General features: G+C 73.9%; 17 protein-coding genes and 3 tRNA genes. 11 read left to right on the top strand and 9 right to left on the bottom strand.

Features of this window, described 5'->3' with window-relative positions:
* Positions 1-20: 20 nt before the first annotated feature.
* Positions 21-872 (bottom strand): arsenite methyltransferase, encoded by an 852-nt coding sequence (gene arsM / locus CELGI_RS13615; RefSeq protein ID WP_013884717.1) that lies wholly within the window; start codon positions 870-872, stop codon positions 21-23.
* Positions 873-976: 104 nt separating this feature from the next.
* Here arsM and CELGI_RS13620 point away from each other — a divergent pair, with 104 nt between their 5' ends.
* Together CELGI_RS13620 and CELGI_RS13625 are read left to right on the top strand one after the other, a co-directional pair.
* On the top strand, positions 977-1,345 hold the full coding sequence (locus CELGI_RS13620; protein WP_013884718.1) for an ArsR/SmtB family transcription factor: 369 nt from the start codon (positions 977-979) through the stop codon (positions 1,343-1,345).
* Positions 1,342-1,845 (top strand): GNAT family N-acetyltransferase, encoded by a 504-nt coding sequence (locus CELGI_RS13625; protein ID WP_013884719.1) that lies wholly within the window; start codon positions 1,342-1,344, stop codon positions 1,843-1,845. The genes CELGI_RS13620 and CELGI_RS13625 overlap by 4 nt, the downstream gene beginning before the upstream one ends.
* Before the next feature lies 1 nt (position 1,846).
* On the opposite strand, the gene CELGI_RS13630 is transcribed toward CELGI_RS13625, so the two are convergent.
* On the bottom strand, positions 1,847-2,425 hold the full coding sequence (locus CELGI_RS13630) for a helix-turn-helix domain-containing protein (RefSeq protein WP_013884720.1): 579 nt from the start codon (positions 2,423-2,425) through the stop codon (positions 1,847-1,849).
* 100 nt (positions 2,426-2,525) lie between these two features.
* On the opposite strand from CELGI_RS13630, the gene CELGI_RS13635 reads away from it, so the two are divergent.
* A complete protein-coding gene (locus CELGI_RS13635) occupies positions 2,526-4,211 on the top strand; it encodes a bifunctional NAD(P)/FAD-dependent oxidoreductase/class I SAM-dependent methyltransferase (protein WP_013884721.1) in 1,686 nt (561 codons plus the stop codon).
* Positions 4,212-4,220: 9 nt separating this feature from the next.
* Here the strand turns inward: CELGI_RS13635 and CELGI_RS13640 are convergent, their stop codons facing one another.
* The gene (locus tag CELGI_RS13640; RefSeq protein ID WP_013884722.1) at positions 4,221-4,715 is read right to left on the bottom strand and encodes a DoxX family protein; all 495 of its coding nucleotides are present in this window, start codon (positions 4,713-4,715) and stop codon (positions 4,221-4,223) included.
* Between the two features lie 4 nt (positions 4,716-4,719).
* Positions 4,720-5,982 (bottom strand): winged helix DNA-binding domain-containing protein, encoded by a 1,263-nt coding sequence (locus CELGI_RS13645; RefSeq protein WP_013884723.1) that lies wholly within the window; start codon positions 5,980-5,982, stop codon positions 4,720-4,722.
* Positions 5,983-6,179: 197 nt separating this feature from the next.
* Here CELGI_RS13645 and galE point away from each other — a divergent pair, with 197 nt between their 5' ends.
* Positions 6,180-7,142, top strand: a complete 963-nt coding sequence (gene galE / locus CELGI_RS13650; RefSeq protein WP_013884724.1) for a UDP-glucose 4-epimerase GalE — start codon at positions 6,180-6,182, stop codon at positions 7,140-7,142.
* Between the two features lie 55 nt (positions 7,143-7,197).
* Here the strand turns inward: galE and CELGI_RS13655 are convergent, their stop codons facing one another.
* Together CELGI_RS13655 and CELGI_RS13660 are read right to left on the bottom strand one after the other, a co-directional pair.
* On the bottom strand, positions 7,198-8,094 hold the full coding sequence (locus CELGI_RS13655; protein WP_013884725.1) for an LLM class flavin-dependent oxidoreductase: 897 nt from the start codon (positions 8,092-8,094) through the stop codon (positions 7,198-7,200).
* A gap of 27 nt (positions 8,095-8,121) precedes the next feature.
* Entirely contained in the window at positions 8,122-8,475 is a 354-nt protein-coding gene (locus tag CELGI_RS13660) for a metallopeptidase family protein (protein ID WP_013884726.1), read from the bottom strand.
* 135 nt (positions 8,476-8,610) lie between these two features.
* On the opposite strand from CELGI_RS13660, the gene CELGI_RS13665 reads away from it, so the two are divergent.
* The 6 genes from CELGI_RS13665 (at position 8,611) to CELGI_RS13690 (ending at position 10,362) form a co-directional block, all read left to right on the top strand.
* A tRNA-Glu gene (locus CELGI_RS13665) sits at positions 8,611-8,683 on the top strand.
* A 46-nt stretch (positions 8,684-8,729) separates the two neighbouring features.
* Positions 8,730-8,803: transfer RNA gene (locus CELGI_RS13670), tRNA-Asp, on the top strand.
* A 57-nt stretch (positions 8,804-8,860) separates the two neighbouring features.
* Positions 8,861-8,933 (top strand) — tRNA-Phe (locus tag CELGI_RS13675).
* A gap of 173 nt (positions 8,934-9,106) precedes the next feature.
* A complete protein-coding gene (locus CELGI_RS13680; RefSeq protein ID WP_013884727.1) occupies positions 9,107-9,547 on the top strand; it encodes a phage holin family protein in 441 nt (146 codons plus the stop codon).
* 93 nt (positions 9,548-9,640) lie between these two features.
* The gene (locus CELGI_RS13685; protein ID WP_041574211.1) at positions 9,641-10,048 is read left to right on the top strand and encodes a phage holin family protein; all 408 of its coding nucleotides are present in this window, start codon (positions 9,641-9,643) and stop codon (positions 10,046-10,048) included.
* The gene (locus CELGI_RS13690) at positions 10,045-10,362 is read left to right on the top strand and encodes a DUF3618 domain-containing protein (protein WP_013884729.1); all 318 of its coding nucleotides are present in this window, start codon (positions 10,045-10,047) and stop codon (positions 10,360-10,362) included. The genes CELGI_RS13685 and CELGI_RS13690 overlap by 4 nt, the downstream gene beginning before the upstream one ends.
* Before the next feature lie 222 nt (positions 10,363-10,584).
* Here the strand turns inward: CELGI_RS13690 and CELGI_RS13695 are convergent, their stop codons facing one another.
* On the bottom strand, positions 10,585-10,791 hold the full coding sequence (locus CELGI_RS13695) for a BldC family transcriptional regulator (protein ID WP_013884730.1): 207 nt from the start codon (positions 10,789-10,791) through the stop codon (positions 10,585-10,587).
* 502 nt (positions 10,792-11,293) lie between these two features.
* Between CELGI_RS13695 and CELGI_RS13700 the strand changes: the two genes are divergently transcribed.
* Positions 11,294-11,497, top strand: coding sequence for a DUF3073 domain-containing protein (locus CELGI_RS13700; protein WP_013884731.1), 204 nt, complete (start codon positions 11,294-11,296; stop codon positions 11,495-11,497).
* Positions 11,498-11,698: 201 nt separating this feature from the next.
* Here the strand turns inward: CELGI_RS13700 and purM are convergent, their stop codons facing one another.
* Together purM and purF are read right to left on the bottom strand one after the other, a co-directional pair.
* Positions 11,699-12,847 carry a phosphoribosylformylglycinamidine cyclo-ligase gene (purM, locus tag CELGI_RS13705; protein WP_013884732.1) on the bottom strand — a complete coding sequence of 383 codons (1,149 nt, stop codon included), beginning with the start codon at positions 12,845-12,847 and terminating at the stop codon, positions 11,699-11,701.
* Between the two features lie 11 nt (positions 12,848-12,858).
* Positions 12,859-14,406 (bottom strand): amidophosphoribosyltransferase, encoded by a 1,548-nt coding sequence (gene purF, locus CELGI_RS13710; RefSeq protein WP_013884733.1) that lies wholly within the window; start codon positions 14,404-14,406, stop codon positions 12,859-12,861.
* Positions 14,407-14,466: the final 60 nt, after the last annotated feature.

The following is a 14,466-nucleotide window of genomic DNA, read 5'->3' on the forward strand; positions in this document are numbered from 1 at the left end:
CGCGCTCGCCACCGGGTGTCTCACGTGTCCTTGCGCGCGCGGACGATCGCGCCGTGCATGCCGTCGGCCACGCGGTGCGTGAACGTCACGTCCGCGTCGACGAAGCCCGCGGCGGCGAGGCCCTCCAGGTACTCGGCACGGGACAGCGCCCCGGCGATGCACCCGACGTACGAGCCGCGCTCGGCGCGCTCGTCGGACGTCAGGTGGTCCTCGGCGACCACGTCGGAGATGCCCAGCCGGCCGCCCGGCACCAGGACGCGGAAGGCCTCCGCGAGCACCGCGGGCTTGTCGGGCGAGAGGTTGACCACGCAGTTGGAGATCACCACGTCCACCGACGCGTCTGGCAGCGGCAGGTCCTCGATGGTGCCGCGGTGGAACGCGACGTTCGTCGCGCCGGCCTTGGCCGCGTTCGCGCGGGCCAGCTCGAGCATCTCGTCGGTCATGTCCACGCCGTGCGCGAACCCCGTGGGGCCGACGCGGCGGGCCGAGAGCAGCACGTCGATCCCGCCGCCCGATCCCAGGTCCAGCACCCGCTCGCCCTCGCGCAGCTCCGCGACCATGAGGGGGTTGCCGCACCCGAGCGAGGCCGCGAGCGCCTCGGGCGGGAGACCCAGCGTCTGGTCGGCCGCGTAGAGCGCGGCACCGAACCGCTCGTCGACGACGACGGCGTCCGTGGCGCAGCAGGCACCCGCCTCCGCGGCGACGTCCGTGGCGCAGCACGCGTCCGCCTCCGCGCTGGCGTCCGTCGCACAGCACGCGCCCGACTCCGCGGCCGCGTCCGTGCCGCAGCACGACGCCGCGCTGCCCGCCGCCTGCGCCTGCACCGCCGCGAGCGCGTACCGCTCGCGCACCTGCTCCCTGATGTCGTCCATGTCCGCCTCCACATATCGAAGTGTGTCGATGCCTCACACCGTGCACCCGACCATCGACGGGTGTCAATATCGACATGAGTCGATGTTTGCGCCACACTGGTCGCATGAGCACGCACCTCCTGCCGGTGGCCCAGGCGCCCTCCGCCTGCTGCACCCCCGTGACCGGTCCGGTGATCGCCCCCGAGGACGCCGAGAACGTGGCACGCGCCCTCAAGGCCCTCGCCGACCCCACCCGCCTGCGCCTGCTGTCGATCATCGCGGCGCACCAGGGCGCCGAGGCGTGCGTGTGCGACCTGACCGAACCCGTCGGGCTGTCCCAGCCGACCGTCTCGCACCACCTCAAGGTCCTCACGGAGGCCGGCCTCGTCTCGCGCGACAAGCGCGGGGTGTGGGCCTACTACGCACTGGTCCCCGGTGCGGTCGAGGCGCTCACGGGGCACCTGGTGCAGCACGTGGGCGGAGCCGCCGCGTGAGCGCCACCGTCACGGTCGCGCCCATGACGGCCGAGCACGCCGACGCGGTGCTGCGCATCTACGACGAGGGCATCGCCACCGGGCACGCCACGTTCCAGTCCGCCGCACCCACGTGGGCCGCGTTCGACGCGGACCACCTGCCCGCACACCGCCTGGTCGCGCTGGACGACGACGGCGCCGTGCTCGGATGGGTGGCCGCAGCGCCCGTCTCCGGCCGGTGCGTCTACTCGGGCGTGGTCGAGCACTCGGTCTACGTCGCAGCGGCCGCGCGTGGCCGGGGCGTCGGGCGCACGCTGCTCACGGCGCTCGTCGGCTCGGCGCGTGAGGCGGGTGTGTGGACCCTCGAGTCGGGCGTGTTCCCGGAGAACACCGCGAGCCTGCGGCTGCACACCGAGGCCGGGTTCCGGGTGGTCGGCACGCGCGAACGCCTGGGCCTCATGGGGCACGGCCCGCTCGCGGGGCAGTGGCGCGACGTGGTGCTGCTCGAGAAGCGGCTGTAGGTCACCCCGCGGACCGCGGGCGGGCGCGCACGTGCATGCGCTCGCCCTGCGGCCCGAACAGCGTGAGCACCTCCGCCGGACCGGGGCCGGGGTTCACGAACGCGTGCGGCGTCCGCGTGTCGAACTCCACCACCTCACCGGGGCCCAGCATGAGGTCGTGCTCGCCGAGCACCAGCCGCAGCCGCCCGGACAGCACGTACATCCACTCGTAGCCCTCGTGCACCTGCGGCTCGAGCGTCCGCTCGGGCGCCTGCGGCGGCATCACCAGCTTGTACGCGCGCAGCCCGCCCGGGTTGCGCGTGAGGGGCACGTACGTGGACCCGTGCCGCGTGAACGGCTTGGCGTGCACGCGCGGGTCGCCGGTCTGCGGGGCGTCGACGAGCTCGTCGAGCGGCACCTGGTGGACGCGCGCGAGCGGGAGCAGCAGCTCGAGCGTGGGCCGGCGCCGTCCCGACTCGAGCCGGGACAGCGTGCTGACCGAGATCCCCGTCTGCTCCGCGAGCGCCGCGAGCGTCAGGTCCCGCGCCACCCGGAGCTCCCGCAGCCGCGGGCCGACCGCCGCGAGCACGTCCTCCACCATGACCGCATGTTGCCATTCCGGCAACGATTCTTGCCACCACGCGCGGCCGCGACGCACAGTCTCACCGGACCACCGGCCACGCCCAGGCAGGAGCACACGCATGACCAGCACGCACGAGCACCACGAGCACGCCGCACCCTCCCCCACCCGGGATGCCGCCGCGGCGGGGCTCGCTGCGGCACCGCACGACGGCACTGCACCGTGGGACGTCGTCGTCGTCGGGGGCGGCGCGGCCGGCCTGGCCGCGGCCCTCGTCCTCGCACGTGCCCGGCGGCGCGTGCTCGTGCTCGACGACGGGAGCCCGCGCAACGCACCCGCCGCACACGCGCACGGCTACCTCACGCGTGACGGTATCCCCCCGCGCGCACTGCTCGCGCACGGCCGCGACGAGGTGCTCGGCTACGGAGGCGTCGTCCGCACCGCACGCGCCGTGGCCGTGACCGGCACGGTGGGCGCGTTCGACGTCGCGCTCGACGACGGCACGCACGTGCTCGCACGTCGCGTGATCAGCACCACGGGCGGCCGCGACGAGCTGCCCGACGTCCCCGGGATCGCGCAGCGGTGGGGCCGCGACGTGCTGCACTGCCCGTACTGCCACGGCCACGAGATCGGGGACGGCGCCGTCGTCGTCGCCGGCGACGGTCCGCTGGGCGTGCACGCGGCGCTGCTGTGGCGCCAGTGGACGCCCGACGTGACGCTCGTGCGCGCCGACGCGGCCCTGCCCGCCGACGAGGCCGCACGCCTGGCCGCACGCGGCATCCGCGTGGCGCGGGGCGGCCTGGCCGAGCTCGAGGTCGAGGACGACCGTCTGGTCGCGGTCCGCACCGACCACGACGAGCGGATCCCGGCCGCCGCGCTCGTGGTGCGCTCGGAGCTGCACGCCCGCGCCGACCACCTGGCTCCGCTCGGGCTCGAGCCGGTCGAGGTCGAGCGTGCGGGCGTCGTCGTCGGCACCACCGTCCCGGCCGACGAGGCCGGCGCGACCGCCGTCCCGGGCGTGCGGGTGGCGGGCAACCTGACCGACCCGTTCGCGACCGTGCTCGCCTCCGCCGCACAGGGCGCGTTCGTCGGGGCGATGACCAACGCCGAGCTCGTGGAGGACGACGTGCGCGACGCCGTCGATCAGCACACGCGCCTGGTCACGGGCCAGGACCCGTCACCCGACGGGCCCTGGGTGCTCGACGAGGCGGGCTGGGAGGACCGCTACGCGGGCGTCACGGCGGTGTGGAGCGGCCGGCCCAACGCCGCGCTCGTGGACCACACCGCGCACCTGACCCCCGGGCGCGCGCTGGACCTGGGCGCGGGCGAGGGCCGCGACGCGGTGTGGCTCGCGGAGCGCGGCTGGGACGTCACGGCAGTCGACTTCGCGGCGACCGGCCTGGCCCGCGGCGAGCAGGCGGCTGCTGCGGCAGGGCTACGCGTGCGGTGGGTGCACGCCGACGTGACCACCTGGGCGTCCGACGAACAGTTCGACCTGGTGACCTCGCACTTCATCCACCTGACCCCCGAGCGGCGCACCGGGTTCGTCACGCGCGCGGCGTCGATGGTCGCGCCGGGCGGCACGCTCCTGCTGGTCGGTCACGACGCGCTCGACCTCGCGGCGCCCGTGGGCCGTCCGCGCGACCGCGCGATGTTCCCCGGCGCCCAGCAGGTCCGCGACGAGCTGCTCGCGACCGGCGGGGCGTGGACGGTCGAGGTCGCGCACGCCGTCCCCCGCGCGATCACCACGTCCGACGGGGTCGTCACCCTCCACGACACGGTGCTGCGCGCGGTGCGGGCCGTCTGACCGCCGGGGTCAGCGGCGCGAACGCAGCGCGCGCAGCGCCCCGGTCGACCACAGCGCCCACGCCACCAGCACCGGCTGGAAGAACAGCCGCACCAGGCGCTTGGTGTCCGTGTCGAGCCCGAACCCGTCCTTGTGCTCGAGCCACTGCGCCAGGTTGCCGGGGAAGATCACGACGAAGAACGCCGCGACCACCAGCCCCACCACCACGCGGTAGCGCGGCAGCACGACGAGCGCCGCGCCGAGCCCGATCTCCACCGCACCCGACGCGAGCACCGTCAGGTCGGTGCCGACCGGGAACCAGGAGGGCACCTGCGCCTGGAACTCGTCACGCGCGAACGTCAGGTGGCTCACGCCCGCGAACAGCAGCGAGAGCCCGAGCCCGACGCGCGCGACCACGCGCGGCACCGAGTCGGGGCCGGGCGGCTCGAGCAGCACGCGGAGACGGTCGGCGGCGCCCGCGGCTGGGGCGTCGTCACGGCGGGGTGCGGGTTCGGTCACGGTCACGGCCTCATCCTGCGGCCGGGCGCGCCGGGACGCCCGCCGGCGCGCGGCCCGGCGCGGCGTCCGGGAGCGGTGCGTGCCGACGCCCGCCGAACAGGGGCGACGGGAACGCCGGTGAGACCTTGCCGCCCGCGAGCCACGCGGTCAGGCGGGCCACCTCGTCGTCGATCGCGGCCCGGGCGCGTGCGCCGACGTCCTCGAGCAGCGCGACCTGGACCGTCCCGGTGCTCGCGGCCCACGCGCCGACGACGCGCCCGTCCACCCAGATGGTCGGGCCCGCGTTGCCCACCTTGTCGACGACCTCACGCGCGTGCGGTCCCAGGTACCAGTCGCGCTCGACCCAGCCCATGGTGGTCGGGTCCAGGCCGGGCAGCACCGCGACCCACGGCCCGACCGGCTCGACTGGCGCGACGTCGTCGGGCGGCAGCCACCCCACGGACGCGCTGCCCTCGAGGCCCACCGGCACCGCGCCGAGCTCGGACAGCGAGCGGCGCACGGCACCCAGGGTCGAGCCCAGCCACCACTGCACGTCCCGCTCGGTGCCGGGTCCGAACGTGCGCAGCCAGCGCGCGACCAGCTCGGTGTGCGCGGCGTCGGGGTCCATGGGCGCGACGGCGCCGCCCAACCAGGTCGACGTGAGCGTCCAGGTGGGCCGCGACGCGGTCCACCCGGCGCGGTTCTCGCCGCGCACCACCATGCCCTGCGCGGTCAGGATCGTGAGCAGCCGCGGGAGCACGGGCATCTCCGCGCCCCACCGCGTCCCGGGTGCCGCGACGAACCGGCCCGCCGCCTCGGGCACCAGCGGGCCCAGCTCCACCGCGGTGCGGCACACGCCGTCCGCGAGCGCGCGCAGCACGCCGGCCGTGGCCGCGTCCACCCAGCGATCGACGTCGCCGAAACCGCCGTCGAGCTCGAGCTCGCGCACCAGCCGCCGCCGCTCGGCGCCCGCGGTCCGGGCGCCCGGTGAGGCCACCACGGGTGGCAGCAGCCCGGCCTCCATGACCCACAGCGTGCGCCGCATCGCCATCTGCCGGACCAGCGACCGGCGGCCGAACAGCGCGTCGTCGAGCGCGCTCGTCGTGAAGTCCGGGACGCGTGCCCACGCCGCGACGTACGGGCCCGACGCATCCGTGCCGTGCAGCGCGACCATCGCACGCGCCGCGGACTCGACGTCGGGGACCTTCTCGACGAGCGCGTGCCGGCGCGCCAGGCGCGCACGCCGCTGCGCGGTGTCGACGACGAACGCGGGTTCGGGTCGTGGGGTGGCCACGTCCCGATCATGCCCCGCGGCACCCACACCTCGGCCGAGCCGGTCAGCCGCCCCTGCCAACTCGATCAGATTCGAACACGCCCAGCGGACGCAGGCGCCGTTGCACGCGGAGATCTGTGCGAACCCGATGTGTGATTCTGTTCGTTCTTGGTCGGAAGTCCTTCCGCGCGCGACATCGAGGCGCTACGCTCGGCGGCATGACATGGCTCGTGACCGGCGGTGCCGGATACATCGGTGCGCACGTGGTGCGCGCGTTCGCGAAGGTCGGCCTGGACTCCGTCGTCCTCGACGACCTGTCCAGCGGCCACCGGGGCTTCGTGCCCGAGGGTGTGCCGTTCGTCGAGGGCTCGATCAACGACACCGACCTGGTGGCGGACGCCCTCGCCCACCACGGCGTCGAGGGCGTCGTGCACCTCGCGGCGTTCAAGTACGCCGGCGTCTCGGTGCAGCGGCCGCTGCACACGTACACGCAGAACGTCACGGGCACGATCAGCCTGCTCGAGGCGATGGCCGCCCAGGGCGTCGACAAGATCGTCTACTCGTCGTCGGCCGCGGTGTTCGGAACGCCGGACACGGACCTGGTGACCGAGCAGACGCCGACGCTGCCGCAGTCGCCGTACGGCGAGTCCAAGCTGGTGGGCGAGTGGCTGCTGCGTGACCAGGCCACGGCCGTCGGCCTGCAGCACACGAGCCTGCGCTACTTCAACGTCGTCGGCTCGGGCACCCCCGACATCTGGGACACGAGCCCGCACAACCTGTTCCCGCTGGTGTTCGACGCGCTGCTGGACGGCCGCACGCCGATCATCAAGGGCACCGACTACCCGACGCCCGACGGGACGTGCGTGCGCGACTACATCCACGTCGCCGATCTCGCGGACGCGCACGTCGCCGCCGCGCGCACGCTCGCCGAGGGCGGGACGCTCGAGCCCGCGTACAACCTGGGCTCGGGCGACGGCATGTCGGTCAAGGAGATCATGACCGCGGTCGCGCGCGTCACGGGCATCGACTTCGACCCGATCCTCGAGGACCGCCGCCCCGGCGACCCCGCACGCATCGTCGCGTCCGGCGAGCTCGCGGCCCGCGACCTGGGCTGGAAGATGACCTACACGGTCGACGAGATGGTCCGCACGGCCTGGGAGGCCCGGTCCGCGCACCGCTGACCGGCACCGCCCGCCGGGGGCGTCGGCTCGTGCCGGCGTCCCCGGCGTCCGTCCGTCACAGGCCGGCCGCGAACTCCTCGAGCGCACGCTCGTCGCCCGCGTAGATGCCCTCGGCGCGCGGCCAGTGCACGATCACGTCGGTGAACCCGAGCCCGGCCGCGCGCTCCACGCCCTCGGCCGCGAGCGCCGCCGACGTCAGCGAGAACACGGGCGCACCGTCCAGGCTCAGGTAGCGCCGCAGCGGCGCCCCGGCCGGGCGGTGCGCGGCCTCGATCGCGTCGAGCTGCGCGACCTGCTGCTCGAGCGCGGCCCACCACTGCTCCTGCGCCGACGCGCCACCGGCGTCCTCGGTCGCGTAGGCCGCGCCGTACGTCACCCAGCCCTGCCCGTACCGCGCCGCGAGCGTCATGGTGCGCGGTCCCGCGGCGGCGACGACGAAGGGCGTGCGGGGCTGCGCGATCGTGCCGGGCACCATGCGCGCGTCGTGCGCGGTGTAGAACTCCCCCGCGTGCTCGGTCACGGGCTGCGTGAGGAGCGCATCGAGCAGCCCGACGAACTCCTCGAACCGGCGCGTGCGCTCGCCGCGGGTCGGGGCGGGTCCGGTCACGTGCGCGTCGAAGCCCTCACCGCCCGCGCCGATCCCGAGCAGGAACCGGCCCTCGCTCACGTCGTCCAGGCCCATGACGTCCTTGGCGAACGGCACGGGGTGGCGGAAGTTCGGGGACGCGACGAACGTACCCAGCCCGATCCTGCTCGTCACCTGCGCGGCCGCGGCGAGCAGCGGCACGGTCGCGAACCACGGCTGGTCGGCGAGCGTGCGCCACGCCAGGTGGTCGTACGTCCACGCGTGGTCGAAGCCCATCTCCTCCGCGCGGCGCCACTTCTCCCGCTGCGTGGCCCACCGCTCCTGCGGCAGGAGCACGATCCCGACCCGAGGCCGCCCGCTCACCATGGCGACGACCCTAGTTCGCGGTCCGCATCACGCCCATCCCAGCTCGTGCAGGCGGTCGTCGTCGATGCCGAAGTGGTGCGCGATCTCGTGCACCACCGTGATGGCGACCTCCTCGACCACGTCGTCACGCGTGTCGCAGATCTCGAGCGTCGGGTTGCGGAACACCGTGATGCGATCGGGCAGCGAACCCGCGGCCCAGGAGTCGGTGCGCTCGGTGAGCGGCACCCCCTCGTACAGGCCCAGCAGGTCCTCGTCCCCGGGCGGGGCGTCGTCCTCCACCAGCACGACGACGTTGTCCATCATGCGCGCGAGCTCGGGCGGGACCTCGTCCAGCGCATCGCGCACGGCGTCCTCGAACTCCTCGCGCGACATCTCGACCATGGCCCCATCCTGCCTGCTCAGCGCCGTGCACGCCGGGGCCGCTCGCCCGCCCCCGGGGCTCACTTTGGAGATAGCGCCCCGGACCCCGTATGCTCATGCCCGGTCAACCGACGCCTCGGACGTCAGGGGCGAGACGCCCTCATCGTCTAGCGGCCTAGGACCCCGCCCTTTCACGGCGGTAGCACGGGTTCGAATCCCGTTGGGGGTACGAGCAGGTGCAGTGAAAGCAGTTCAGCAAGAAGGTCTCACCACGAGGCCCCGTAGCGCAGTTGGTTAGCGCGCCGCCCTGTCACGGCGGAGGTCGCGGGTTCAAGTCCCGTCGGGGTCGCTCGACACACGCCGGTCACTCGTGACCGGCGTCGTCGTTCGAGGGCATGTCTCTCACGGCTCTGTAGCTCAGTTGGTAGAGCGTTCGACTGAAAATCGAAAGGTCACCGGATCGACGCCGGTCGGAGCCACCGCCACGAAGCCCCACCTGGGAGACCAGGTGGGGCTTCGTCGTCTCCCCTCCCGTGACTGCGGACTCCCGCCTCCCGGACCCGCAGGTCACACGCGCGCGTCGCGGCCCTGACCCGCCCCGGGGCGACCGCGCCTGACTAGGCTGGGCGCACGTCGCCGTCAAGGAGGATCCGTGACCACCCCATCCGGGCCCGAACGCCACCGCTCGTTCTTCGACCGCCTGACCGACCCGATCGCCGAGCGCGCGCGGGAGAAGATCGGCCAGGCCGAGGACCGCGTGCGCTCCTCGATCCAGGCGGAGATCGACGCCGTCTCGGCCAGCGTGCGGGCCCGCGCTGTGCAGGTCCGCCCGTCGGCGATCGCGTTCGCGTCAGCGGCGCTCCTGACCGTGTTCGGCCTGGCGCTGCTGGTGACCGCGGCGGTCATCGGCCTCTCGCACGCGGTCGAGCCGTGGCTCGCCGCGCTGCTGGTCGGCGTCGCGCTCATCCTGCTGGCGGCCGGGTTCGCCGCGTGGGGCCGCAACCACCTCCCGAAGTCGCCGCCCGTCGACCTCACGCGCATGCGCGAGCCCAGCCACCCCGCGGGCGAGCTGGTGCATCCCTGGGCGGACTGACCCACCCACCGCGCGGGTGACGCCACGGGGCGACACACTGGGTGATCAGCACACCTGCGGGCACGTCCCGTGCGGACGACGAAAGGCTGGACGATGACGCAGACGGCACCCCCGTCACCCGAGCGCTCCCTCGGGCAGCTCCTGAGCGACCTGAGCGAGCAGACGTCGCGCCTGGTGCGCGCCGAGATCGACCTCGCCAAGGCGGAGCTCGTCGGGCGACTCAAGGCGCTGGGCGCGGGGGCCGGCCTGCTCGCCGCCGCGGGCGTCGTGGCGCTGTACCTGGTCACCGCGATCCTGGCGACGCTCGTGATCGTGCTCGACCTGTTCCTGCCGCTGTGGCTCGCGGCCCTCATCGTCACCACCCTCCTGCTGCTGGTGGTGGTGCTGCTGGGGCTGCTCGGCGTCCGCAAGCTCAAGCAGGGCACGCCGCCCACGCCCGCGCGCGCCATCGAGAACGTGCAGAAGGACGTCGACGCCGTCAAGGGAGGCCTGGCCCGATGAGCGACAAGACCGTGCCGCAGGACGACGAGTCCACGACCGTCCCGTTCACCACCCCCGAGATCCTGGCGCTCGAGGCGCAGATCGCCGCGCAGCGCGTCCAGCTCGCCGCGACGGTCGACGAGGTCGCGGCCCGGCTCGACCCGCGCACGCAGGCGCAGGCCGCGGCCGCCTCCGCGCAGCGCCTGGTCCACGACGCGATGGGCGAGGACGCGGCGCCCGCCGACCGGGACCGTGCCCGCAAGATCCTCGCGGGCGCGGCCGCAGGCGTCGTGCTGGTGGTCGCGCTCGCGATCGCCCGCGCCCGCCGTCACTGACCCCAGGCAGCCCACCGTCACCCAACCCCCACGCCCACCCGCCGAACTGGTACTTATCCGCCAGGTCGGCGGCCGAGGTGGCGGACAGGTACCAGTTCGGCGGGTGGGTGCGGGGTGGGATGACGATGGCCCCGACGCCTGAGGCGTCGGGGCCATCGGGGTGCGTGGACGGACCGGGTCCGCCGCGGTGCGGTGAGGGAGTCCGCGGCCGGACCGGGGGCGTCAGTGCGCGTGGCGCGGCTGCGGGACCCCGCTGAGCAGGGCCTGGACCTCGGACTCGAGGTAGCGACGGTGGCCCCCGAGCGTGCGGATGGAGGAGAGCTTGCCGGACTTCGCCCAGCGCGTGACCGTCTTCGGGTCGACGCGGAACAGGGTGGCGACCTCCGACGGCGTGAGGAGGTTCTCGTTGGGTGCGGGCTTGACGGTCATGGGAACTGCCTCCTGACGCGGGGGTGACGAGCCGGGACTCCCCGCCCGGCCGGCGCCACCGAGTTCGGTGGGTCGTGCCTTGTGTGAGCCGTCCGGGTGAACCCCGGGGCTGGCCGACTCACGCGACCTAGCATGAACGACCCTCGCATAGAGGGCGATTCGGGACACGATTTGATGACGAAAGCGTACAACTCGGTCTCGTGAACCGGCGAGTCCGCTGGTGGGCGGCCTGCGAGCCAGCCTAAACCGGACTTTTCGACCGTGCTCGTCGACTGCGCGTCGAATCCGTACGCCCGGTCGCCCCGTCTCACCTGGTGCCCCGCGTCACCCGATCGTGGACCGCTCCGCCGGCTGGCGGACGTGATGTGCCTCGCCCCGGCGCAAGTGGCCGGAATACGCGCCGAGCATGTACCGTTGCGGCACGAAGAGACGATTCAGCACCCCGGGGCCGCACGTGTGAGCACGGTGCCGCCCCGCATCCACGTTAGAGGGGGTCGATGCCATGGGGCGCGGCCGTCAGAAGGCTAAGCAGACGAAGGTGGCCCGGGAGCTGAAGTACTTCAGCCCGGACACCAACTACCGGGCCCTGGAGCAGGAGCTGGCGTCTCGCAGTCCCGAGCACGTCGATCGGCGCGGCGGTGCCGCGGTCGACACCGACGACGGTGACGAGGACGAGTATCCGGGCTGGATCAACGACGAGCGCTGAATCTGCGCGCTGACCGATACGCCGGCCGCACGTGATCGTCGGAACCCGATCTCTTCTCCCGACGGTCGCCGCCACGGCCCTCCCGCGCCTCACCCGGCGCAGGACCGGCAGCGCGCGCACGACGCACCCGACGCCTCGGCGCCGGCCACCCCAGGTGGTCGGCGCCGAGGCGTGTCCGGGACTGCGAGGCCCGCGGAGACGTCAGACCGTGCGGTACCGGCCGTGCAGCTGCACCGCGCCGCCCGCGACTCCCTTGGTGCCGGACACGAACCCGGGCGCACCCGGCACGTCACGCACGGGGTCGGCGGTGCGCACGGAACCGAGCTCCCAGGCGGGCAGGCCCAGCTCGGCCGCGTGGGCCAGCACGCCCTCCAGCGCGTCGGGCGCCACCACGGCGACCATGCCGACGCCCAGGTTGAGCGTGCCCTCGAGGTCCACCCACGGCACCTGGCCCAGACCCTGCACGAGCGTGAAGATCGGCGGCAGCGTCCAGCCGCCGCGGTCGACGTCCGCCACCAGGCCGGCGGGCAGGATCCGCGCGACGTTCGCCGCGAGCCCGCCGCCGGTCACGTGGCTGAACGCGTGCAGACCTGCGACGCCCGCACGCCGCGCGAGCGCCAGGCAGTCGGCGGCGTAGACCCGGGTGGGCTCCAGGAGCTCCTCCCCCAGGGTCCGGCCGAGCTCGTCGACCTGCCGCTCCAGGCCCCAGCCCGCCTGCCGCACCACGGCACGCACCAGCGAGTAGCCGTTGGAGTGCAGGCCGCTCGAGCCGAGCGCCACGAGCACGTCACCCGCGCGCACGCGCTCGGGGCCCAGCAGCTCGTCGGCCTCGACGACGCCCGTCGCGGCACCCGCGACGTCGTACTCGTCGGGTGCGAGCAGGCCCGGGTGCTCGGCGGTCTCGCCGCCGACGAGCGCGGTGCCGGCCACCGCGCACGCCTGCGCGATGCCGCGCACGACGTCGGCGATGCGCTCGGGGACCACGCGGCCGGTCGCGATGTAGTCGGTCATGAAGAGCGGCTCGGCACCGACCACGACGATGTCGTCGACCACCATGCCGACCAGGTCGAAACCGATGGTGTGATGCACGTCGAGCGCCTGCGCGATCGCGACCTTGGTGCCCACGCCGTCGGTCGACGTCGCGAGCAGCGGATGGCGGTAGCGCGTGAGGAAGCTCGCGTCGTACAGACCCGCGAACCCGCCCACGCCTCCGAGCACGCGTGCGCCGTGCGTCGCGCGGACCGCGTCCTTCATGAGCTCGACGGCCTTGTCGCCGGCCTCGGTGTCGACGCCGGCGGTGGCGTACGTGATCGGCGTCGTCGGTGTGGCGGCGTCGGTCGGGTGCGTCACGGGGGCTCCAGTCAGGGGTGGTCGAGCGCGGTCGAGCCGCCCGCGCCGGGGGTGATCGAGACGAGCCCGTCCTCGGGCGCGCCGAGCGGCAGCTCGTTCTGCTCGAGCAGGTGCTTGCCCAGGCGGTCGGCGGGCGGCAGCTCGATCGGGTACCGACCCGAGAAGCACGCCGTGCACAGCTGGCTCGCGGGCTGCTCGGTGGCCTCGATGAGCGCGGCCTCGGAGATGTAGCCCAGCGAGTCCGCTCCGAGCGAGGCGCCGATCTCGGCGGCGCTCAGGCCGTTGGCGATCAGCTCGGCACGGCTCGCGAAGTCGATTCCGTAGAAGCACGGCCACTTCACGGGCGGCGACGAGATCCGCACGTGCACCTCGGCGGCGCCCGCCTCGCGCAGCATGCGGATGAGCGCGCGCTGGGTGTTGCCGCGCACGATCGAGTCGTCCACGACCACCAGGCGCTTGCCGCGGATGACCTCACGCAGCGGGTTGAGCTTGAGCCGGATGCCGAGCTGGCGCAGGGTCTGGCTCGGCTGGATGAACGTGCGGCCGACGTAGGCGTTCTTGGTCAGCCCCTGGCCGAACGGGATGCCCGACTGCTGCGCGTAACCGACCGCCGCGGGCGTGCCCGACTCGGGCACCGGGATCACCAGGTCCGCCTCGACCGGGTGCTCGACCGCGAGCCGGCGACCCATCTCGACGCGCGCGGCGTGCACCGAGCGGCCCGCGATCGTGGTGTCCGGCCGGGCCAGGTACACGTACTCGAACACGCAGCCCGCACGCTGCGCCGTGGCGAACTTCACCGAGCGCAGGCCGTCGGCGTCGATCGCGATGAACTCGCCCGGCTCGACCTCGCGCACGTAGCTCGCGCCGACGATGTCGAGCGCCGGGGTCTCGGACGCGACCACCCAGCCGCGCTCGAGGCGGCCGAGCACGAGCGGCCGCACACCCTGCGGGTCACGTGCGGCGTACAGCGTGCGCTCGTCCATGAAGACCAGCGAGAACGCGCCGCGCAGGCGCGGCAGCACCTCGAGCGCCGTGGCCTCGAGCGTGTGGTCCGGGTCGCCCGCGAGCAGCGCGGTGATGAGCGCGGTGTCGGTGGTGTTGCCGCGCGCGAGCTCACCGCGCCGCTGGCTGCCGTACCGCTCCGCGACGAGCTCGACGAGCTCGGCGGTATTGGTCAGGTTGCCGTTGTGGCCGAGCGCGACCGTGCCCGCGGCCGTGGCCCCGAGCGTGGGCTGCGCGTTCTCCCAGTTGCTCGCGCCGGTGGTCGAGTACCGCGCGTGGCCGATCGCGATGTGCCCCTGCAGCGCGTTGAGCGCCGTCTCGTCGAACACCTGCGAGACCAGGCCCATGTCCTTGTAGACCAGCAGCTGCTGACCGTTGCTGGTCGCGATGCCCGCCGACTCCTGGCCGCGGTGCTGCAGCGCGTACAGGCCGAAGTAGGTGAGCTTGGCGACCTCCTCACCCGGAGCCCAGACACCGAAGACGCCGCAGGCGTCCTGGGGGCCTTTCTCGTCCGGGAGGAGATCGTGGTTCAGTCGTCCGTCAGCGCGGGGGGCCACGCGCCTATGGTGACACACCCGTCCGGACGCCCGGCCGCCGTTCCAGACGAGGGCGGGGCC

Origin of the sequence: Cellulomonas gilvus ATCC 13127 (assembly GCF_000218545.1) — a bacterium.
Lineage (GTDB): Bacteria > Actinomycetota > Actinomycetes > Actinomycetales > Cellulomonadaceae > Cellulomonas > Cellulomonas gilvus.

Coding starts and splice junctions, on each gene's coding strand:
- arsM (WP_013884717.1), bottom strand. CDS start 872: ATGGACGACATCAGGGAGCAGGTGCGCGAGCGGTACGCGCTCGCGGCG.
- CELGI_RS13620 (WP_013884718.1), top strand. CDS start 977: ATGAGCACGCACCTCCTGCCGGTGGCCCAGGCGCCCTCCGCCTGCTGC.
- CELGI_RS13630 (WP_013884720.1), bottom strand. CDS start 2,425: ATGGTGGAGGACGTGCTCGCGGCGGTCGGCCCGCGGCTGCGGGAGCTC.
- CELGI_RS13635 (WP_013884721.1), top strand. CDS start 2,526: ATGACCAGCACGCACGAGCACCACGAGCACGCCGCACCCTCCCCCACC.
- galE (WP_013884724.1), top strand. CDS start 6,180: ATGACATGGCTCGTGACCGGCGGTGCCGGATACATCGGTGCGCACGTG.
- CELGI_RS13655 (WP_013884725.1), bottom strand. CDS start 8,094: ATGGTGAGCGGGCGGCCTCGGGTCGGGATCGTGCTCCTGCCGCAGGAG.
- CELGI_RS13660 (WP_013884726.1), bottom strand. CDS start 8,475: ATGGTCGAGATGTCGCGCGAGGAGTTCGAGGACGCCGTGCGCGATGCG.
- CELGI_RS13685 (WP_041574211.1), top strand. CDS start 9,641: ATGACGCAGACGGCACCCCCGTCACCCGAGCGCTCCCTCGGGCAGCTC.
- CELGI_RS13690 (WP_013884729.1), top strand. CDS start 10,045: ATGAGCGACAAGACCGTGCCGCAGGACGACGAGTCCACGACCGTCCCG.
- CELGI_RS13695 (WP_013884730.1), bottom strand. CDS start 10,791: ATGACCGTCAAGCCCGCACCCAACGAGAACCTCCTCACGCCGTCGGAG.
- CELGI_RS13700 (WP_013884731.1), top strand. CDS start 11,294: ATGGGGCGCGGCCGTCAGAAGGCTAAGCAGACGAAGGTGGCCCGGGAG.